Consider the following 21,326-nt stretch of genomic DNA (forward strand, 5'->3'; position numbering starts at 1 on the left):
TAACGCAAGTGCCAGCTTTAAACTTCGCTGAGGGCTACTAAACGGATCTCGCATTTTTGGTACAAAATCGCCGGCGCGGAGGAGCCTCCATGATGCTCATCGGAAATCACGTCTTCGAGCGCTTCAATAATCTTCGCTGGGAGGCCCAGCTTGGCATATCGACGAGAGGCATTGTTAAGGTCGATAAGCCGGATTCCTGGTATTATGCCACCATCAATTATTCGATCATCTATAAGGTCCTTCAGCTCTTGGCGCTACAGCGTTCGGATACTTTCGTGGATGTTGGTTGCGGGAAGGGAAGAGTGTTGTGCTGCGCGGCGCGACAGCCGTGCAGGAAAGTGGTCGGAGTCGATTATTCGGAGGATCTTTGCAAGGAGGCTCGCAACAATGCGCAACGCTTGCGTGGTGCTAAAGCGCCCGTGCTTGTGCAGAACGGGCTGGCGGAGGATTTCGACTACACGGACGCGACGGTCCTGTTTCTATTTAATCCCTTTGGCGCCTTAACGCTCGACGGCGTGCTCCACAAGATCGATACCGACCGTGGCCAACGCCACGTTCGCTTGGCGTTTGTTAATGCCTCTGCGGACCAAGATAAGGTCTTCGCTGCGCATTCCTGGCTCGAACGCTACTGTTACTGGGATGTCGAGCGGGGTGGCGGCCATTCAGTGTCGTTCTATCGGCGGCAAGGAATAATTTAAGAGACCTGTTAAACCACGGTCGCCGAACTGCGATGCGAAATAGCAGCGGAGCGATCCGCAGGATATGGTGTCTGCTTTAATCTGGTGCCCATCATCCTTTTCGACTTTCGCCGACAAAATCGGAAATATCTCAAATTCCGATTTTTAAAACGAAAACTCATCATCTCGCGTGTTGCTGATTGCGGAGCGCAGGAGAATCGAGACATTCTCGATGCGTTCGCGAGACTCAGTGTTGCGGAAATGCTGCAACGGAAAAAATCCGTTTGCCAAATGTGTGGTGCGCTCTCGCTAGCGTTCTCTGATGCTTCGTGCTGCGCGATTTTGATAACGCTAACTGCGCCCGTAGCTTAGAGACTGAATGGGGGGCTGCGTTTTCTAGTCTCTTCCTCTCAGAACGAGACGAGTGTGGTTGGAGGTGAGCAAAATGATCCCAACTAGGCCCATGTGTCGTCCAAAAAAAGCCGTCGCCGTTGGCGCATGAGTCTCTCGCCGCGCGCGTTCAGCGAGAGCTGCAATCGCGCCGAAATCACAGGAAATATCCCCATTCAAAAAGGAGAGGTGCATTGGTAGCGACGATCTTGGCTGGATATCCTGACGCCACGACAACAGGCGTTCCTGCAGGGACGACGTTGACGCCGCATAACGGCGATCTCGTCATCACCACTGCGGGAGCTGTGATCTCAGGCCTTGATATCAAAGGCACGGTTTACGTCGAAGCTCCCAATGTGACGATCGAGAACTGCCGCATTGATGCGAATGGCGGCTACTACAATATTGATGCCGGCGCGACGAACAATGCCAGCGGCCTCAAGGTCACGAATTGTACGCTGCTGAACTCCGCCGGCGGGAATGTTAATGGATCGAACATCCTGTGTACCGGCGCCACCATCACCGGCAACGACATGTCTGGGATGTCTCACTGCATTTCGTCTGACGGTGGGAATCTGATCCAGAACAATTATATGCACGACCTGAATGGCACCCCGGACGGCCATTACGAGTGCATCTACATCGGCGGTGGCGCTCCTGGCGACACCATCAACCACAACACGATGATCTCGTTCGATACGGCTGACGTCTTCATGAAGACGGACTACGGTCCGGTCAACAATTGCGTCGTTACCGACAACCTGATGCTGCAGCAGACTCCGGTGCCGGTCGCGGGACTGCATACGACATCCTACAACATCTACCTGGACAACACCGGCGCAGGCATGAGCGGCAATGTTGTCTCCGGCAACATCATGCAGAAGGGTTATTACGGTTACTCCTCGGTCACGAACGCCGGCGTGAACTGGCAGAACAATACTGATATCAGCACCGGCCAGACCATATCGGTGGACGGTACACTGTCGTCGGCGGCGCCGACAGGGTCGAGCGCGCCGGCCGCGCCGGTCATCAGCTCGTTCTCGCCCGATAGCGGCGTTAGCGGCGATGGGATCACCAGCGCAAACAAGCTTGACCTGAAGGGCACCGCGGCTCCCAACAGCACCGTCACCGTGTACGACGGCGGCGCCAAGATCGGCACAACGACGGCAAGTTCGACAGGCTCCTGGGATTACATCACCTCCGTGCTAACCGACGCCAAGCACATGCTGACGGCGACGGCGACCGCGAACGGTCAGACCAGTGCCGCATCCGCGGCGCTGAGTGTGACGGTCGATACCCATGCGCCGGCCGCGCCGGTTCTGACCAGCGCTACGGTTGACAATACCAATCACGTTTTGCTGGCTGGAACAGCCGAGGCGAACAGCAGCATCACAGTCTATGACGGGACAACGGTCGTCGGCACGGGCACGACGAGTTCGAGCGGGGCTTTTAGCATCACGACGAGCGTGCTGTCTGGGGGGACTCATGCTCTCACGGCGAAGGCCACCGACGCCGCCGGCAACATCAGTGCTGCGTCGCAGGCGCTCGATCCCGTGATCGGGGGGACGACGACACCAACACCCCCCGCGACTTCGCCGGGTGCTCCGAAGATCGTCTCGTTCTCGCCCGATAGCGGCGTTGCCGGCGACGGGGTCACCAACATCAATAAGGTGACCGTGAGCGGCACTGCCGAAGCGAATACGACGATCAAGGTGTTCGACGGTACGACGCAGATCGGGACGGCCACGGTCGACGGCAACGGTCAATGGAGCCTGAGCACGCCAGCGCTGAACGACGGTGCGCATCACCTGACGGCGACCGACACGGATTCGTCCGGTCACACCAGTGCAGCGTCCGCGGCGCTTTCGGTCACCGTTGACACGCATGCGCCGGGTGCGCCGACCATGGCGGCCTACTCGCAGGCTGGCTCGACCGTCGGCAGCACGACCACCCTCAGCGACCTCGTCCTCAAAGGAACCGCGGAGGCAAATAGTACGATCGACGTCTTCGACGGCGGCAAGCAGATCGGGACCGCCACCACCAGCAGTGGCGGGAGCTGGAGCTTCGATACCGGCCACCTTGCCAATGGCAGCCATAACTTTACGGCCAAGGCTATCGACGTTGCCGGCAACACCAGCGCCGCCTCCGCCGCTGACGCAGTGACGGTAGCGACGTCAACCATACCGACCCCGCCGTCCTCGACGAAATCGATCGACTTCACCGATGTCTCCGAGAACTGGAGCAACCATTCCGCCACGATCAAGGGTACGGCCGACGCCTACAGCCACGTCAAGGTCAGCGACGGCAATACGGTGCTCGGCACGGTTACCGCGAATGCGAAGGGCAACTGGAGCTTCACCACCTCTCCCTTGTCCGACACGTTACATACGTTCAAGGCCCAGGAGGTCGATAGCAGCGGACACGTGGTCGCGACGAGTTCGGGCGCGGCGATGCTTGCCGGGAGTCACACGAGTGTCATGACCGGGACTGGCGGTAATGACTTCATGTACAGCAGCACCAGCCAGCTCAACGACACGTTCGTGTTCGACAGCAATTTCGGCCATTCCACTGTGCAGGGCTTCACGGTCGCTGGAGCGGGACACGACACGATCCAATTCAGCAAGAGCGTGTTCGACAGCTTTGCCGATGTTCTGTCTCACGCGTCCCAGGTTGGCCATGATGTCGTGATCTCAGCGGGGAACGATACGCTCACGCTGACGAATACGAAAGTGAGTGCTCTGAACAGCCATGACTTCCATTTCGCGTAGTCGAGGCGTTCGGCGGTACGGAACGACTTGAGGACGAGGAGCAAATCTCAATCTGCCTTGGGGGTCGGTTACTCAACAAAGGCATGGTTCAGGGGCGAGTGCCATGACTGATTTTGCGCGGGGGGAAGAAATCCCCCCGCTTGGACATATCGAAGAAATCGAGAACTCGAAGCTGACGGTGTTCAAGTTCGCCGTGCGTCCTCTCGCGGAGCGTGCGCTGCGGGAGGTGTCGGGCTGGACCGAGTGGACGATAGAGGCCATTCGACAACGGTTGTTCTCGGGCCGGCCTCGGTCGGCGGAGGACTACGCCGAGCCGCGATCCGAGATCGCGACGTTTCTGAACTCGTGCCGCCGAATATTCTGGGCCCTCGCGGCGTTCAGCGGCTTGAGCAATCTGCTGATGCTCACCGGTTCGTTCTTCATGCTTCAGGTTTACGACCGCGTGTTGCCCGGGCGCAGCATCCCGACGCTGATTGCTCTCTCGGTGCTGGCGATCGTGCTCTATCTTTTTCAGGGCGGACTCGACCTGGTCAGAAGCAGGATCGGCGTGCGCATCGGCCGGTACTTCGACGAGAAACTCGGAGGCCGAGTATTCGATGCTCTCATTCGCCTGCCGTTAAAGACGCGAGGCGATGGCGACGGCCTGCAGCCATTGCGTGACCTCGACCAGGTCCGCAGTTTCCTCTCGGGCGGCGGACCGACCGCGCTGTTCGATTTGCCGTGGATGCCGGTCTATCTCGGGATTTGTTTCCTGTTTCATTTCTGGATCGGTGTGACCGCTCTGGTTGGCGCGCTGGTGCTGGTCGCAATCACTATCCTGACTGAAACGCGAACCCGAGGACCGGCGAAGGCGTCTTCACGTCTGGCGGTCTCGCGCAGTGCATTGGCCGTCGAGGGGCGGCGCAACGCCGAAGTCCTGCAGGCCATGGGAATGAGGCATCAAGCTGCCTCGCGCTGGCAGGAGGTCAATCGCAAGTACCTCGCCGCTCACGAACGAGCCAGCGATATCGGGACCGGATTCGGTGGGCTCTCGAAAGTGTTTCGTTCGATCCTGCAGTCGCTGGTTCTTGCGGTTGGCGCCGTTCTCGTCATCAATCAGGAATCCACCGCCGGGATCATCATCGCGGGATCGATCCTGACGGCCAGGGCACTTGCGCCGGTGGAAATCGCGATCGCAAACTGGAAGGGATTTGTCGGTGCACGCCAGTCCGGTGCTCGGCTCGATGAACTGCTGAAGCTCCTGCCTGCAGAGGAGGAGCCGCTGGCCCTTCCGGCGCCCACCAGGGCCATCGCTGTCGAGCACCTCGCGGTCGCGGCACCGGATTCGGACAAGCAGATTCTCGCCGACGTTTCGTTCCATCTGCAGAGCGGACAGGCGGTCGGGATCATTGGTCCAAGCGGATCCGGAAAGTCGACGCTGGCGAGGGCGCTCGTCGGCGTCTGGCCGCGGCTTCGCGGCAAGATCAAGCTCGACAACGCAGCCCTCGAGCATTGGTCGCCCCAAGCGCTGGGAAAGCATATCGGCTATTTGCCGCAGGATGTCGAACTGTTCGCAGGCAGCGTGGCGGTCAATATCGCGCGTTTCGATCTGCACGCGACGCCTGAGCGGGTGCTGCAAGCGGCGCGGGCCGCCGGCGTGCACGACCTTATCCTTTCATTTCCCGACGCCTACAGCACTCGGATCGGGGAAGGCGGAATGGCCCTATCGGCCGGCCAGCGGCAGCGCATCGGGCTTGCGCGCGCCTTGTACGGAGATCCCTTTTTTGTGGTCCTTGACGAGCCGTCGTCGAACGTCGATTCCGAGGGGGAAGACGCTCTCACCGAGGCCATCCTGCATGTGCGGCGCCGCGGCGGTATCGTGGCGGTCATTGCCCACCGTCCAAAGGCGCTGGACGGCGTCGACCATGTCTTGGTGATTGGCGACGGCAGCGCGCAGTCGTTTGGACCAAAGGAGGAGGTTCTCAGAAAGGTGCTCAGGCCTGCCCATCCAGGTCCACTTAAAGTTGTGGCGAACAGCCAGGGAGGCGGACGATGGACCGCGAGGTGACACCCGCGCTGCAATCAATTCAGCGCTACATCGTCGTTGGCATGATCATGTTCGGCTGCGTGACCTTCGGCATCGGCGGCTGGGCCGCGACATCGCAATTGTCAGGCGCGGTCATCGGGCAAGGTGTTGTCGTCGTCGATTCAAGCGTGAAGAAAGTTCAGCACCCAACGGGGGGGATCGTAGGAGAGTTGCGTGTGCGCGAGGGAGATCGGGTCAATGCCGGGGACATATTGATCCGGCTCGACGAGACCCAGACGCTCGCAAATGCCACGATCGTCACCAAGAGCCTGGACGAGCTCCTCGCTCGTCAGGCGCGCCTGGAGACCGAGCGTGATGGCGCCGATCACGTGACATTTCCAAAGGCATTGCTGGAGCGCACCAAAGACAACAATTCCGATGCTGGTCGCGCCATCGCTGCGGAGACCAAGCTGTTTGATCTGCGTCAACAGGCGAGGGGCGGGCAGAAGGCGCAACTGAAGGAACGCAGCGCGCAACTGCAGGACGAGATCAAAGGCTATTTGGGACAGCTCGACGCCAAGCAGAAGGAAGTCGACTTGATCCATCAAGAGCTCGAAGGCGTGCGCTCGCTCTGGCAGAAGAACCTCGTGCCCATCAGTCGGCTTACTGCTCTCGAACGCGATGCTGCCCGCCTCGAAGGCGAGCGTAGCCAGCTAAGCGGCATGATTGCCCAGGCGAAGGGAAAGATTGCTGAGATTGAGCTGCAGGTCATCCAGATTGACCAGGACCTGCGAACGGAGGTCGGCAAGGACTTGATCGAAACGCGCTCGAAACTATCCGAGCTGGCTGAACGGAAGACCGCAGCGGTGGATCAGCTCAACCGGATCGATATCCGGGCGCCTCAATCCGGCCGCGTCCACGAGCTCAGCGTCCATACCGTTGGCGGCGTGATTGCGCCCGGTGAGCAGATCATGCTGATTGTACCGGATGCGGACGCCTTGGCCGTCGAGGTCAAGATCGCGCCACGGGACATCGATCAGGTTTATGTCGGCCAGGTCGCGACGATGCGGTTTGCCGCTTTCGACCAAAAGACCACGCCCGAGGTCGAGGGCGAGATCAGCGTCGTCTCTGCAGACATTACGCAGGATCAGAAAACCGGTACCAGCTATTACACGGCGCGGGTCCTGCTCAAGCCGGATGAACTTGCAAAGCTCGGCTCTTCCAAGCTGGTGCCGGGCATGCCGGTTGATGTCTTCATCAAGACGCGCGGGCGGACCGCTTTGTCTTATCTCGTAAAGCCCTTGCGAGATCAGGCGGAGCGCGCCTTCAAGGAGCGTTGAGTCCAGTCGAGAGGAAACCGCGTCATCCTTTGCTGGGTCAGCGCCCCTCCGCCAGTGGTGGAAGGAGCCTCACCCGCCAGCCTAAAGCTCGAAGACATTTAATATGGACATTTAATTTGTCCTATTTTAAATGTCGGAGGGTCGGGCTGCGGGCGGGCATAGCTGTCCGATCGAATTGACCAGGTCGTCAGGGCTCCCCTGGGGATGCTGATCTGCGGCCTCGAGATGGCCGGCCAACGCGATGGGATAGAAGGAGGCAAAGCCTTGAGTTAGACCGCAATTGCTGCAACGGCCTCGCCGGATGTTAGACCCCGCATCAACCGGGGAAATCAATTTGAACAATGCCTCAAAAGAGGCGACATCGGTGCCGAGCAGCCAAACGCATATAAGTTGAAGGTACATTTCATGCTGTCCAATACTCCCTCAAATTTTTCCGAACAGAAGGTCGATGAATGGTTGGCGCTGGCCCGAGAGTTCTTGCGCATACTCGCCCTTCGCAAGAAGGACCAGTTCGACCGGAGGGTGTCGGTCGGCGATCTTCTCACCGAGCGGACAGACAATGCTGCCGCTTACGGTTTTGGAGAGGGAACGACCATGTACGACAACGTGCTCGTGCGAGGTGACGTCAGGGTCGGTCGAAATACATGGATTGGACCGGGCTGCATTCTGGACGGGTCGGGCGGGGTCCTGGAGATCGGCGAGTGGTGCTCCATTTCCGCGGGCGCGCAGATCTATACGCACCATACCGTGCAGCGCTCCATCTCGCTCGGAGAAAAGCCGATCGACTGCGCTCCGACAAGGATCGGCAACGGCGTCTACATCGGCCCGAACGCGGTCATTCAGATGGGCGTGACTGTCGGGGACCGGGCAATCATAGGCGCAAATTCGTTCGTCAATCGGGATGTCCCGCCGGGCGCAAGGGCATTCGGGTCTCCGGCGCAAATCAGGTGCAATTGAAAAACTGTGAGCGGAAGCAGCGCTGAGGCGAAATTAAATCACTCGCCAAGCAAGCTAGCCTTCCAGTTTCCGACCATTGCGACGAACCGGCACTAAAACAGAGCGATCAGCTATCTACTGTTCGGTAAAGCGGATGCTGGGCTTCCTTCGCGTCGTATCCGATTCGACTTCAGACCTTGGACCTTTTTTTCTGATCTGATTGTTTTGAGGCGGACGCTGGTTTTTGAGTCGAGGAATAGATCAGGTTTCGATAACCGAAAGACAAAACGTTGCGGCTGATCAATCCCAGAAAATAGCCGCCTTGCAGGATTGCTTGCGAAGCCGCGACCACCATCGCCGTATCCCATAAACTGTAGCGATTTGAAGCCGCGAAGATGGTCGTGGCGACAAGCACCGAGATCGTGGCGCCAACGATAGACTTCAGCCAGAAATGTTGTCCAATAATCCAGCCCAATGCTGCTAGCGTGATGGCGGCATATATCAAGCTGCCCTCCTTGCTGCTATATATTTAATTCTCCATTTCTGGATTGAATTGGATTATATTAAATAAGTAGTATTAAATTTGCAAGGTCGACCGCCGCGTCGGTCGCAACGTCCAGATTGAGGGCACAAGCAGATTTGTCGAATGGGGCTGTATCGCGGCAACCGGCAGCTTGTGTCGCCGGACTAGCGACAGCGGTTGCGGCGCCCAGGGATCCTTCCAGCCGAGCCTGTCTCAACAGGTGACATGGAAGGCGAACCGAGAGCACGTGGGTCTGCTCCGTGCGAGCTCGTCGAGATAGGCGTTTGCCCGAAGACCGGACGCGCAGCTTTGCGAGGCGCAGAGCGCGATGGGACGCTCGGCTGCCTGCCCGGCGGAGGTGCCGAAGCCGGCTAGCCAAATCAATCGGACCAGAGAGCGATACAAGATGGCAGCCTCCCAAGCGCTGGGGCTCGTCCCGCCTTCGCGGCGCCTGGCGGCCGCTACGCAGGCCAGGGGCCCAACGCGCGAGGGACCGCGAAGCGCCGCCGCCGCGGATCGGCAAGTCCGGCATGCTGGCGCGGAAGGGCGATGCGCCCGCCCACACATTGCACGGCCGACTGATCTCTCTTAAACTTGTTGTGTTCCGGGGCTGATTTGTCGCTGGGGCGCCGCTGTCCGGGCCCTCTGTCCCGCGTTTGGGCCTTGAGCGACGAATCGTGGATAAGCTCCTGTCCTATTCCGGAGGCACGAGAAAATCGGGATCTGTTCGTTGAGCGCCTATTCATGACCGAGGCTCCGTCAACGGATTCATCGTGCGACCGCGAACGGACCATTCTCACCACCGACATCGTGGGCAGCACGGCGTTGCTGCGTCGTTTCCCAAACGACATGCTCGCGGCCATGGATCTGCACGATCAGATCCTGCACGCGGCGATCCGCCGCCATGCCGGCGATCCCTTCAGAAGCACCGGCGACGGCGTGCTGGCAGCCTTCGACCGGCCGCTGGATGCCGTGCTGGCCGCGATCGAGGCGCAACGCGAGATGCGCCACGTCAATTGGGGCCCGACGGGGCGGCTCCAAGTGCGGTTCGGCATCCACACCGGCGCGACGCGTTCGCGCGGCGAGAAGGATCTTTTTGGCCCCGCGCTCCCTACCGCGACGCGGCTGCAGAGCGCCGCTAATGCCGACCAGATCCTGCTGTCGGATGCCACCGTGCGGAGGCTGGCCGCCGATCTCTTGCAGACGCCCTTCCAGTTGGCCGACCTCGGCGAGCATCACTTCAAGGGCATCGAACCGATCCGGGTTCACCAGGTCTGCGCGACCGATCTGCCCAACACCTTTCCGCCGATCGGCGGCAAGCGGGAGTCCGCCAGCGGCAATTTGCCGGCCAATCTCAGCTCCTTTCTCGGCCGTGAGCGGGAGCTGGACGAACTCGCCGCGCTGGCGCTGGACTCGCGGCTGCTCACGCTGGTCGGTCCGGGCGGGATCGGCAAGACGCGGCTTGCCATCGAATTTGCAAGGTCGCTCGAGCCATCCTTCTCCGGTGGCGCCTGGCTAATCGAGCTCTCGGCCCTCGAACGCGATGGCGATGTTTGGCCAGCGATCGCGGAGGCCCTCTTGATCCCGCCGTCGCCCGGCGTGCAGCCGCGCGTGCAGGTGCTGGAGCGCCTGCAGGACGTCCGTGCGGTTCTGGTAATGGACAATTGCGAGCATGTGCTCGACCCCATCGCCAACGCCGTCACCGAGCTCGGCTCGGCCTGCGGCGAGCTGTTCCTGATCAACACCAGCCGCGGCACGCTGGGAGTTGAAGGCGAGGCGGTCTACGAGGTCCCCTCGCTCGATTCCGGTGCACAGGACCGCTCTGGACAATCGGCGGCCGTCCGTCTTTTCATCGAGCGTGGCCGGCTCGCCAACCATCGCTTCCAGCCGGGTGCCCAGGACATCGCGACGATCGCGCGGATTTGCGCCGGCGTTGATTGCATTCCGCTCGCGATCGAGATCGCGGCCGCCCAGCTCCGTCACCGGGCGCTCGAAAATATCGAAAGCGGCATCACGAGGCCGCTGGATCTGCATGCCGGCGGCCCCCGGCGCCGCGTCGGTCGCCACCGCACGCTGCGCAATACCCTCGAATGGTCCTACGAACTGCTCGATCCCAACAGTCGTCAGGTGCTTCAGCGCCTCTCGGTGCTGTCCGGCTCGTTCCACGAGGAGCAGGCGCTCGCGATTTGTGCAGGCGACATGGCCAGTGAATTCGACGTGCTGCGCGGCATCGACGAACTGACCGAAACCTCGCTTTTGCACCGGGACGCCGGCAATCAACAGCGCCTGCGGATGCTCCAGACCGTGCAGGCTTTTGGACGGGAGAAGCTCGACCAGAGCGGTCTTTTGCAGGCCGTGGAGGCCCGCCACGGCGAGGTCTACGCCGCGCGCGTCCGCAAGCTCGGCGAACAGATCGCGAGCATCCATGAAGCCAAGGCGACCAATGCGATTTATGACGATATGCCTAATTTGCGGGCAGCCTTCGACCGCGCCATCACGCGCGATCTGAAGCTGGCGGCCGAGCTCGCGGTACCGCTGTTTCTGTTCAACTATTGGCACCGCGGCGCCGAGACCGGCAATTGGTATGAGCGGATCATGACGCGCCCCGGCGCCGACAAGCTCGAGCAGATGCCGATCCTGCTCGCGGGTGCCGCCGGCCACGCGTTCCATGACGAAGGCGACCAGGCGAAGGCTATCGCCTTCGTCGAACGCGGACTGCAGGCTGAAGCCGCGGGGATGCGGCCGAGCAGGGGCTGGCTTTGCCATGTGCTGGGTCAAATGGCCCAGTGGGCGGGAGACCCGAAGGCCTGCATCAAACATCTCACGGCGGCCATCGCCCACGCCCAGGCTGCGGAAAATCTTCCCTGCGAGGTCATGTCGCTCTGCATGATCGCCAATGTCAGGGCGCGCACCGGGGATTCGGAGGGCGCGGCAGGCGTCGTCAAGCAGGTCAGCGACATCGGCCAGGCGGTGTTGCCGCCGACGCTGATGGGTTACATCCATTATGCGCGCGGCGGCATTGCCGAGGATCCGCGCATCGCCATCGACGAGTATGAAACGACCGCCGAGTGGGCCAAGATGGCCGGCAATCACCTCGGCGTTCAGCGCGTCAAACAGCTCATCGCCGACTTGCGGGCGGCAAATGTCCCGCCGGCCGAAGCCCTCGACATCCACATTCGTTCGCTGATGGAGCTGCCGAGCCACGGCACCACCTTCTACACCTGGCTCACCATCCGCTCGCTGATCCTGCCGCTTGCGGGACTTGCCGCCTATGAGGAGCTTGCCGTCCTTGCCGGCGCCCTCAAAACATCGCCGCTCAAGCTCGACCGCGCGGCACGCGACGCTGTCACAAAAGCGAGGGACAACCTCGGCGATAATCTGTTCGAAACTGCAGCCGCGCGTGGATCAGGCTTTGACCCGACACAGGCGCGCAGGTACATCATAGAGGCTTGGCGGCGAATGACCGCCGCTCGGTCACAGGCGGACGCGGCGAATCCTTAGAGCCGCTCGCCGTTCGTTCGTGGGGGAGGGGGCATGGACGATCCATCGTTGGCGCGCGCGCTGGTCGACGCCGTCATTTCAGACTTTCCGGATCATGAGCCCGGCACCCGGCCGATCCACACCATCGGCATTGGGGTGGAGGGCTATTTCGAAGCCTCCGACGTGGCGCGAAGCTACTGTATCGCAGAACATTTCGCCGCACAGCGCGTTCCGGTCTCGGTGCGCTTCTCCAACGGCTCGGGCAGCCCCAAGCAGCACGACGGATGGAACGACGTACGCGGAATGGCGACGCGCTTTCACCTCAAGGACGGCGCCGCGACCGATCTGGTCGCAATGACGCTGGGCGAATTTTTCGTACCCACCGTGAAGGATTTCTTCGACTTCACCAAGGCCGCGCAGCAGACACCGGTCGCAAAAGAATCGCCGTGGCGGAAAATTCTCGACATGCTGCAGCTCAAGATCCCGCTGAACGATCCCTATGCTGGGCAAAGGGCAAGCGGCGATGCGGGCACGCTGGCTTACGCCAACAAGCACAAATTCGCTCAGCTAAGCGTGTTTCAGGCGGGCTCGATCGGCGCGCCCGTGAGCTATGTGCGCGCGGCCTATCACGCCGTCCACACCTTCATCGTGACGGGTTCTGACGGCGTGCGCCGCCCGGTCCGCTTCTCCTGGAAGCCGGTAGCCGGGGTCCGCAACACCGATCCCACCCAGCCGCCGGCCGACAGCTATCTGCAGGAGGAATTGCGCGAGCGGCTCAAGCAATGGCCAGCCCGCTTCCTGCTGATGATGCAGATCGGCGAGACTGGCGATGTGCTCGACGATCCGACCCAGCCCTGGCCGGCGCACCGCATTCGCGTGATCATGGGCACGCTCACCCTCACCAAAGTGGCCGAGGATCAGCAGGCGGCCGGCGAGCGTATCAGCTTCAATCCGTGGCGCCTCGTGTCAGGCATCGAGCCGTCCGACGATCCCATTCTTCACGCCCGCAAGGGGGCTTACGAGGATTCGCGTCAGCGGCGCGGCGGCACGGCTTGTCCTTTCAACCGGAGTTAAGGTGATGGCGGGGGATGCGACCTGGTTTGAGCGATTTGTCGACGGGCTTCCCGACACACGCTTTATGCAGTTCGTAGCGGCGAAAATCCTGGTGCCGTTCTGGGCCTGGCGTACGCCGGTGAAGCCGCAGCCCGGTGGGCCCCGTTATGGGGTGCAGCCCGGCGACAATGTCCAGCGCATGATGAACCTGATCATGCCGCTGAAGGAGAAATCGCCGGTGGGGCGTGCCAAGGCTGCGCTCGCGATTGCGGCGAACAAGGACGAGATCTACGCGGGCCTTGACAATGTTGGCACGGTGCATTTCGCGCGCTTCGTCATCGTCGGCGACAACATCTGCATGTTCTCGGTCTATGACGGCGACTTCACCAATTACATCCGCGACTTCATCGCCACCATCGGCAGCGTGTTCGATGATGTGGTGAGACTTGTCGAAGGCGGCGAGGACGTCATTCCCTCCGAGGAGAACGTCGAGAAGTTCATCGATTGGGTGCACGCCCACGATCTCTATCAGGTTTCGGATCTGGCAACGGATATTCTCCGCGACCAGGAGGCGGTCAATGGCGAGACCGCCGCAACCGGCGATCTCCGCCTGCTGCCGCGCGACCTGATCCTGCAGCTCCGCGTCAATCCCAACGTATCCTTGGGCAGTGGTTACCGCGCCTATCCCGGATATTCCGTGGCACAGGTGCGCCGGCAATTCGGCATTGGTTGGTGAGCGCCATGTTCAATGCCTCTGACGTCCAGGGAAATATTTTGCGCGGCTACCGCAAGCCTCGCGTGCGGCATCTGATCCTGGAGGTCGCTGACGCAAGCGAGGCGCGTGCTTGGTGCGGCGCCATCGTCTCGGGCGGCGGCGATCGTCCGCAGGTCACGACGCAGGCTCCGTGGGAGAGCAAGCCGGTAAGCTGCTTCAACATCGGCATCACCTTCCAGGGCTTGCGCACGCTCGGCGTGTCCGCTGAATCGCTTGCGACTTTCCCGACCGAGTTCGTCGAGGGGATGCCCGCGCGGGCCATCAAGCTCGGCGACGTCGGAGAGAGTGCGCCGAACCGATGGCCGGCGCCGTTCGACAAGCCGCAGGCCATTCACTTGATCGCATCGATCTATGCCGATGATGCCGCCGAGCTCGATCGCGTCCAGAATCAGGCTCTGCGGGGAGGCGCGTTCAAGCTGCTCGGCAAGCGCGAAGGTTGCAACTTCGATGGCGACTACGTTCACTTCGGCTATCGTGACAACATCTCGCAGCCGCGCTTTGCCGAGGTTCACGACCCCGACAACTATCCGGACGCGCAGCCGATGGCGCCGCTCGGCACGGTGCTGCTCGGCTATCCCAATAATTTCGAAGGCCTGTTCTGGCGGGTGCCCGCGCCGAAAGCGCTTGGCCTCAACGGCACGTTCAACGCGTTTCGCGTGCTCGAACAGGACGTGGCGGGTTTCGAAGACTATCTCACTGTATCAGCCAAATATTTGTTGTCGCACCCGCAAGTCGACGAATTGCTGCCGCCGGGTGACGAGGCAAAAATCGGGGCGGGGCTGTCGCGGGAGGGCGCCTTGCGCGAGATTGTTGCCGCGCAGATGTGCGGCCGCTGGCGCAACGGCGTGCCGTTGGCGCTGTCGCCGGATACGCCGGAGCATCCGGAGCCGCCGAACAAGTTCGATTATGACGCCGCCTCGCGCTGTCCGTTTGGCGCCCACATCCGCAGGACCAATCCGCGCGGCGGCCAGATCGTTCAGCGGGTTGCCAACCATAGCCGCCGCCTGGTTCGCCGCGGCATGCCCTACGGGCCGGCTTACGATCCCGCGAACCCCGATACGGCGAGACAGGAGCGCGGCCTCCTCGGCAACTTCATCGGTGCCAGCCTCGGTGCCCAGTTCGAGGCGATGTGCTGCGATTGGGTCAATGTCGGCCTGCAGGACCCACGCGTGACCGGCTCGAACGATCCCCTGATCGGCGCCAACGAACCCGAGACGAGCTGGTTCGACCTCCTGCTCAAATCCGGCGCCACGATCCGGTTGTGCGGCCTGCCGCGTTTTGTCCAGACCAGAGGCGGGGCCTACACCTTCCTGCCGAGCATCTCGGCCATTCGTTACCTCGGCTCGCTCCGCAAGTAGCAGCCGAGGCATCGGCCGTGCGCGAGCATTGATGCTCTCGCAGGCTTCGTTGAACTTCGCTGCGATCACCCAAGTTCGATCAAATCTCTGGCAACGGTGGCCGCTGCTGCCGCGCGTGGCATGCCACTTGCTTGCATACGGGGATGGCGCGCCCTGCGCCATTCAAAGAATAGCCCGTCAAGGGCCGCACAAGCCATCTCAGACATGCCTCCGACATAAGCCTCAGGGAGCTTTCCAATGCCGACACATCTCACGCGGCGCCAAGCCCTCGTACTTCCCGCCGGCATCGCCGCCGGCAGTCTCATCGGCCGCCGCGCATTCGCCGCCGATCCTATCAAGATCGGGCTTGTCGCGGCACTGTCCGGCCCGTCCGCGAAATCGGGCGAAGGCATCACCCGCGGGCTCACAATCGCGATCGACGAGATCAACGCGCGTGGCGGCGTGCTTGGGGGACGCATGCTCGAGATCGTGCGCCGCGATGACGAGTCCAATCCGGCCAAGGGGCAGACGGCGGCGCGCGAGCTGATCGACAAGGAAGGCACCGTCATCCTGTTCGGCGGCATCGACAGTCCGGTGTCGCTTGCCATCGTGCCGGTTGTGAACGTCGCGCATGTACCGTTCATGGGCGTCTGGGCGGCTGCGACCAACATCACCCGCAACGGCGCCAATCCCAATTATGTGTTTCGCGTCTCGGCGGTCGACGTGCTGGTCGACCGTGCGCTGATCAAATACGCCGCCACCACCTTCGGCTCCAAGACCCCGGGACTGATGCTGGTCAATAATGGCTGGGGCGAGTCCAATCTCGCCGGCCTCACCGCGGCGGCGCAGGCCGCCGGCATCAAGCTCGCGGGCGCGGAAAAATTCGACGACAAGGACGTCGACATGACGCCGCAGCTTCAGCGCCTGCGCAATGCGGGTGCGGATTCGGTGATCCTGGTCGGCAACGCCGCGCCCGGCGCCCAGGTCGTCAAATCGCTGCAGCGGATGGCGTGGGCCGTACCCGTGGTCTCGCATTGGGGCATCTCTGGGGGCCGCTTCCCCGAGCTCGCGGGCTCCTGGGCGGGCAAGGTGCATTTCATCCAGACCTACAGCTTTTTTGGCAAGCAGAACGACGTCGGCAAGCGCGTGCTTGCGGCGTTGATGGCAAAATACCCTGACATCAAGGGGCCGGGCGACATCACCCCGCCGGTCGGCGTCGCCAATGCCTATGACGCCATGCAGCTCACCGCGCTCGCGCTCGAGAAGGCCAGATCGACCGACGGGGAAAAACTGCGCCAAGCCTTCCTGGCGATCGACAGCTATCAAGGCCTGATCAAGACCTACAGGAAACCCTTCACCGACGAGAACCACGACGCACTGACCGAAAACGACTACGTCATGGTTCGTTACAAGGGAGACCAGATCGAGCCGATCGCGGGCTGACGCGATGCTGGCGACCGCGCTTGTATCGGGACTCGGTCTCGGCAGCATCTATGGCTTGATCGCGCTTGGCTTCACCCTGACCTTTGCCGTCTCGGGCACGGTGAATTTCGCGCAAGGCTCGTCGGTGATGCTGGGCGCCGTCCTTTGTTACGTGCTTGCGATCGGAATGCATTGGCCGATAGCCGTGGCGGCGCCGGCGGCGCTGCTCGTCTGCGCGCTGTGGGGGCTTGTCGTCGAACGCGTCGCGGTCCGGCCTTTCGTCGCTCGTGGCACCAATTCCTGGCTGATGGCCACCGTCGCGCTCGGTATTGTGCTCGACAATCTCGTGATGGGGCTCTTCGGCAAGGAGCCGCGCGCGATGACCTCGCCACTCGCCGACGATCCCTGGGTAATCAGCAAGATTGGCATCTATCCGCTCCAATTGTTGATCCCCACGGTCGCCTTGGGGCTGGCCGCCTTGGTTCACCTCGGCATGACCAGGACCGAGCTGGGCTTGCGCTTGCGTGCCACCGTCGATCATCCGGACGCCGCGCGGCTGATGAGCATCGACGTGACTGCGCTGATCGCGTTGACCTATGCCGCGGCAGCGCTGCTCGCCGGGATCTGCGGCATCCTGATCGCGCCGCTCTATAACGTCGCCTACGACATGGGGACGCTGTTCGGCATCAAGGCCTTTGCGGTAGCGATCCTCGGCGGCCTCACCAATCCCTGGGGTGTGGTGATCGCCGGGCTCGGCTACGGCCTCGTTGAGGCCTGTGCCACGACCTGGCTCGGCTCCTCCAGCACGCAAATCGTGACATTCACGGTCGTCATTGCGGCACTGGCGCTCCGCCCGGCAGGATTGTTCAGCCGCGAGACCAGGGTGCGGGTATGAGGGCTGTCCCGCTAGTGATGGCCTTCGTGGTGTTCTTGGCGCTGGCGGTCGCCGTGGCCGCCATTTGTTTGCTCGCGCCCGGCTACTATGCCTATCTCTTGGGGACACTGGCCACGACGGCGCTGGTCGGTATCGGCCTGAACGTCCTGCTCGGGCTGGCCGGCGAGGTGTCGCTTGGGCAGGCCGGATTCCTGGCGCTCGGCGCTTATGGCCTTGCCATTCTCACGACCAAGGCGGGCTTGAGCTTTTGGCTGGCGCTGCCGCTTGCGGTGCTGCTGGTCGCCGCCATTTCCGCGCTGCTGTCGATCCCAGCGCTGCGGCTGACCGGACCGTATCTCGCGATGGTCACGATTGCTTTTGGCTTTATCATCGAGTCCGTGTCAATCGAATGGCGCGATCTGACCGGCGGCGCCAGTGGTCTGAGCGGAATTGCGGCGCCGTTCGGTACCGGAGGTACGGCTCTCCTGGCCTGCGGCTTCTGCGCTGCTGCATTGTTTGCCTTTCATCGCTTGGCAAACAGTCGGCTCGGTCTTTCGATACAGGCGAACGCCGCCGCGCCTCTTGCCGGGCGTAGCATCGGCATCAATCCCGTGCCGGTGCGCACAGTTGCTTTCGTACTCGCCGCGGTAGCGGCCGGGCTCGCCGGTGGATTGCAGGCTGCGCTCACCGGCTTCATCGCGCCGAGCTCGTTTCCGTTCTCGCAATCGATCCTCTTTCTCCTCGTCGTGGTCGTGGGCGGTGCGGGCCGTACCATGGGCCCGCTGATCGGTGCCGCGATCGTTGCGCTGCTGCCCGAGCTGTTGTCCGGCCTCGCCGAGTATCGCCTGCTGGTGTTCGGCGCAGCGCTGCTGATCGTGCTCTGGCTTGCTCCGGGCGGCGCGGCCGGCGCGTTGGCGCCACTGCTGACGCGGGGACGATCCATGGCCGCCACTACGGCGAATGTCGATCTGGCGCTCGCTCACATTACCCGTCCGCACAATGCGCTCGCGGTTGAAGGCGTGCGTGTCGCGTTCGGCGGCGTCGTCGCGGTGGCGGGCGTGGATTTGAAGGCGGTTTGCGGGTCCGTCACCAGCGTGATCGGGCCGAACGGTGCCGGCAAGACCACGCTGCTGAACCTCATCAGCGGCTTCCAGGCGGCCGATTCCGGCGCGATCAAAGTCGGCGAGCGTGTGCTCACGGGCAAGCCCGCTCATGACATCGCGCGAAACGGTCTGGTGCGCACCTTCCAGACGGCGCAGCCGTTCGGCACCCTCACCGTGCTCGACAATGTCCGCCTGGGTTTGTTGCGCGGCGCTTGGCGCGGCGAGGCGAGGGCGGAGCTCGCGCGTGCGCTGCTTACCTTGGTCGGCTATTCCGGCTCCGATGACCGGCTGGCCGGCACGCTGTCCCATGTGGATCGACGTTTGCTCGAGATCGCGCGTGCGCTCGCAACCAGGCCCGACGTGCTGCTCTTGGACGAGCCGGCGGCCGGCCTCGACGCGGCGGACACAGCCAAGCTAGGCGGGCTGTTGCGGCGTCTGGCGCGCGCTGGGCTCGCCATCGTGCTGGTCGAGCATGACATGACGCTGGTGATGTCGGTGTCCGACGAGATCCTCGTGCTGGATGCAGGTAAGCGCATTGCCGCGGGCCCGCCGGCGGTGGTGCGCGCAGATCCTGCCGTCAAAGCCGCCTATCTCGGGGGAAGGGCGAACAGGCCCCCGCTGGCGCAGCGCGCAGCCGGCGCCGCCGTGATCGAGGTTAGCGAACTCAGCGCCGGCTACGGGCCGCTCGCGGTGCTCGATCGAATCAGTCTCAAGGTCGGCCGTGGCGAGACCGTCGCCGTGCTCGGACCCAACGGGGCCGGGAAATCGACATTGATGAAGTCGCTGAGCGGCCTGATCCGTCCCGTCGCCGGCCACATCGCGTTCAACGGCGCGGAGGAGCTGGCGCAGCTTCCGGCGCATCGTGTCGCGCGCGCGGGCCTCGTCCTCGTGCCCGAAGGCCGCCAGGTGTTTCCGCGCCTGACGGTTCTCGAAAATCTTCGGCTTGGCGCGGTTAGGCGCGGGGACTTCGATCCTGCCGAAATCGAAACCATGCTGGCGCGTTTTCCGCGGCTTCGTCCCCGGCTGCACACCGCGGCGGGGCTGTTGTCCGGTGGCGAGCAACAAATGCTTGCGGTCGCGCGAGGTCTTCTCGCCCGGCCGGACATCCTCCTGCTCGACGAGCCGTCGCTGGGACTTGCGCCTGCCGTCGCTGCGGAATTATTCGAGCAGTTCACGCGATTGCGCGACGAGGGCACGACGTTACTGATCGTGGACCAGATGGCTGATCATGTGCTCGCCATCGCCGATCGCGGCTATGTGCTCGGACATGGTGAAGTGGTGATGCAGGGCAGTGCCTCGGAGTTGCGTAACAGGATGCTGGACGAGGCCTATCTCGGCGCCCATCAAGCGGTGGTGAACTGATGGACCTTGTCATTCGAAACGCCCGCGTGCTGCTGGACGGCGACATTCGCCCCGTCGATATCGGCATTGCCGGCTCGGCCATTGCGGTGATCGCATCGCATCTCGACGCCGATGCGCGAGCGATCGACGCCGAAGGCTGCCTCGTCGTTCCCGGAATGATCGAGACTCACATCCATCTCGATAAGACCTGCATCCTCGACCGTTGCCGGATCGAGGAGGGGACGGTCGCGGAAGCGGTTCGCGAGACCGCGCGCGCCAAGCGCAGCTTCACGGTCGAAGATATCTATGCGCGCGCCCGCACGACGCTGGAGCGCGGCATCTCGCATGGCACGATGCGCATGCGCACCCATGTCGAGCTTGATCCTGGCATCGGCATGATCGGATTCGAGGCCATCAGCCAGCTCGCGCGCGACTACGCCTGGGCCGTGGATCTTGAACTGTGCGTTTTCCCACAGGAAGGATTGACCAACAATCCCGGCACCGAGGAATTGCTGATTGAGGGCCTGCGCCGCGGCGCGCGCACAATCGGCGCGGCGCCCTATTTCGACAGCGATCCGCGTGCTCAGATCGATCGCATCTTTGCTATCGCCCGCGATTTCGATGCGGAGATCGACATGCATCTCGACCTCGCCGACAGCGCGGATGGCATGCAGATCGAATATGTCTGCCGCAAGACAGAGGAATATGGCTGGGGCGGTCGGGTCGCGGTCGGACACGTCACGCAGATGTCGCTGTTGTCGCGGAAGCGTTTTGCTGCCATCGCGACAGAGGTCGCCAATGCTGGCGTCGCTGTGACGGTGCTGCCCTCGACCGATCTGCATCTGATGGGCCGTTCGCATGATCACGCCATACCGCGCGGCGTGGTCCCCGTGGAGCCGTTGCGACAAGCGGGTGTAACCTGCTCGATTTCAACCAACAACGTACTGAACCCGTTTACGCCCTATGGCGACGGCTCGCTGATCCGCATAGCCAACCTGTACGCCAATGTCTGTCACGTGTCGCGGCCGGGCGATCTGGCCGGCTGCCTTGACATGATCACGACCAGTGCCGCGCGGCTGATGCGTCTGGACGATTACGGGATCAGGGAAGGCGGCCCCGCCGATCTCGTGTGCCTCGATGCAGGTAGTGCTGCCGAGGTCATCTCAGCGCTCGCCCAGCCTCTCTGGGGCATCAAACGTGGTCGGCCGTCGTTCACGCGACCACGCCCAGTGCTGCATGTGCCGGTGAACTAGCCAGATTCCCGACACAAAATCGTGCCAATGCCCGGCAAACTTGCGACGA

The 21,326-nt window shown here is 62.4% G+C and carries 14 protein-coding genes; 13 read left to right on the forward strand and 1 reads right to left on the reverse strand.

Annotation, left to right across the window (positions count from 1 at the left end; all coding sequences use genetic code 11):
• Nucleotides 1–89 precede the first annotated feature (89 nt).
• From P6U23_RS12830 to P6U23_RS12850, 5 genes are all read left to right on the forward strand, one after another.
• Entirely contained in the window at nucleotides 90–698 is a 609-nt protein-coding gene (locus tag P6U23_RS12830; protein ID WP_407180114.1) for a class I SAM-dependent methyltransferase, read from the forward strand.
• 725 nt (nucleotides 699–1,423) lie between these two features.
• Nucleotides 1,424–3,835, forward strand: a complete 2,412-nt coding sequence (locus tag P6U23_RS12835; RefSeq protein ID WP_407180115.1) for an Ig-like domain-containing protein — start codon at nucleotides 1,424–1,426, stop codon at nucleotides 3,833–3,835.
• Nucleotides 3,836–3,938: 103 nt separating this feature from the next.
• Complete coding sequence (locus P6U23_RS12840; protein ID WP_407180116.1) at nucleotides 3,939–5,882, forward strand: type I secretion system permease/ATPase; 1,944 nt, start codon at nucleotides 3,939–3,941, stop codon at nucleotides 5,880–5,882.
• On the forward strand, nucleotides 5,867–7,180 hold the full coding sequence (locus tag P6U23_RS12845; RefSeq protein ID WP_407180117.1) for an HlyD family type I secretion periplasmic adaptor subunit: 1,314 nt from the start codon (nucleotides 5,867–5,869) through the stop codon (nucleotides 7,178–7,180). The genes P6U23_RS12840 and P6U23_RS12845 overlap by 16 nt, the downstream gene beginning before the upstream one ends.
• Nucleotides 7,181–7,585: 405 nt before the next feature.
• Nucleotides 7,586–8,137, forward strand: coding sequence for an acyltransferase (locus tag P6U23_RS12850; protein WP_407180118.1), 552 nt, complete (start codon nucleotides 7,586–7,588; stop codon nucleotides 8,135–8,137).
• A 169-nt stretch (nucleotides 8,138–8,306) separates the two neighbouring features.
• Here P6U23_RS12850 and P6U23_RS12855 read toward each other — a convergent pair whose 3' ends face one another.
• On the reverse strand, nucleotides 8,307–8,621 hold the full coding sequence (locus P6U23_RS12855; protein ID WP_407180119.1) for a hypothetical protein: 315 nt from the start codon (nucleotides 8,619–8,621) through the stop codon (nucleotides 8,307–8,309).
• A gap of 762 nt (nucleotides 8,622–9,383) precedes the next feature.
• Between P6U23_RS12855 and P6U23_RS12860 the strand changes: the two genes are divergently transcribed.
• The 8 genes from P6U23_RS12860 (at nucleotide 9,384) to P6U23_RS12895 (ending at nucleotide 21,277) form a co-directional block, all read left to right on the forward strand.
• The gene (locus tag P6U23_RS12860) at nucleotides 9,384–12,140 is read left to right on the forward strand and encodes an ATP-binding protein (RefSeq protein WP_407180120.1); all 2,757 of its coding nucleotides are present in this window, start codon (nucleotides 9,384–9,386) and stop codon (nucleotides 12,138–12,140) included.
• Between the two features lie 33 nt (nucleotides 12,141–12,173).
• Complete coding sequence (locus P6U23_RS12865) at nucleotides 12,174–13,193, forward strand: catalase (RefSeq protein ID WP_407180121.1); 1,020 nt, start codon at nucleotides 12,174–12,176, stop codon at nucleotides 13,191–13,193.
• Nucleotides 13,194–13,197: 4 nt separating this feature from the next.
• Nucleotides 13,198–13,908 carry a hypothetical protein gene (locus P6U23_RS12870; protein ID WP_407180122.1) on the forward strand — a complete coding sequence of 237 codons (711 nt, stop codon included), beginning with the start codon at nucleotides 13,198–13,200 and terminating at the stop codon, nucleotides 13,906–13,908.
• Nucleotides 13,909–13,913: 5 nt separating this feature from the next.
• Nucleotides 13,914–15,305, forward strand: coding sequence for a Dyp-type peroxidase (locus P6U23_RS12875; RefSeq protein WP_407180123.1), 1,392 nt, complete (start codon nucleotides 13,914–13,916; stop codon nucleotides 15,303–15,305).
• Between the two features lie 237 nt (nucleotides 15,306–15,542).
• Nucleotides 15,543–16,727: an ABC transporter substrate-binding protein gene (locus P6U23_RS12880; protein WP_407180124.1), complete on the forward strand. Its 1,185-nt coding sequence runs from the start codon at nucleotides 15,543–15,545 to the stop codon at nucleotides 16,725–16,727.
• Nucleotides 16,728–16,731: 4 nt separating this feature from the next.
• A complete protein-coding gene (locus P6U23_RS12885; RefSeq protein WP_407180125.1) occupies nucleotides 16,732–17,601 on the forward strand; it encodes a branched-chain amino acid ABC transporter permease in 870 nt (289 codons plus the stop codon).
• The gene (locus P6U23_RS12890) at nucleotides 17,598–20,045 is read left to right on the forward strand and encodes an ATP-binding cassette domain-containing protein (RefSeq protein ID WP_407180126.1); all 2,448 of its coding nucleotides are present in this window, start codon (nucleotides 17,598–17,600) and stop codon (nucleotides 20,043–20,045) included. Before P6U23_RS12885 ends, P6U23_RS12890 begins: the two co-directional genes overlap by 4 nt.
• Nucleotides 20,045–21,277, forward strand: a complete 1,233-nt coding sequence (locus P6U23_RS12895; RefSeq protein ID WP_407180127.1) for an amidohydrolase family protein — start codon at nucleotides 20,045–20,047, stop codon at nucleotides 21,275–21,277. The genes P6U23_RS12890 and P6U23_RS12895 overlap by 1 nt, the downstream gene beginning before the upstream one ends.
• Nucleotides 21,278–21,326: the final 49 nt, after the last annotated feature.

Origin of the sequence: Bradyrhizobium sp. STM 3562, from assembly GCF_045571435.1 — a bacterium.
Taxonomy (GTDB): Bacteria; Pseudomonadota; Alphaproteobacteria; order Rhizobiales; family Xanthobacteraceae; genus Bradyrhizobium.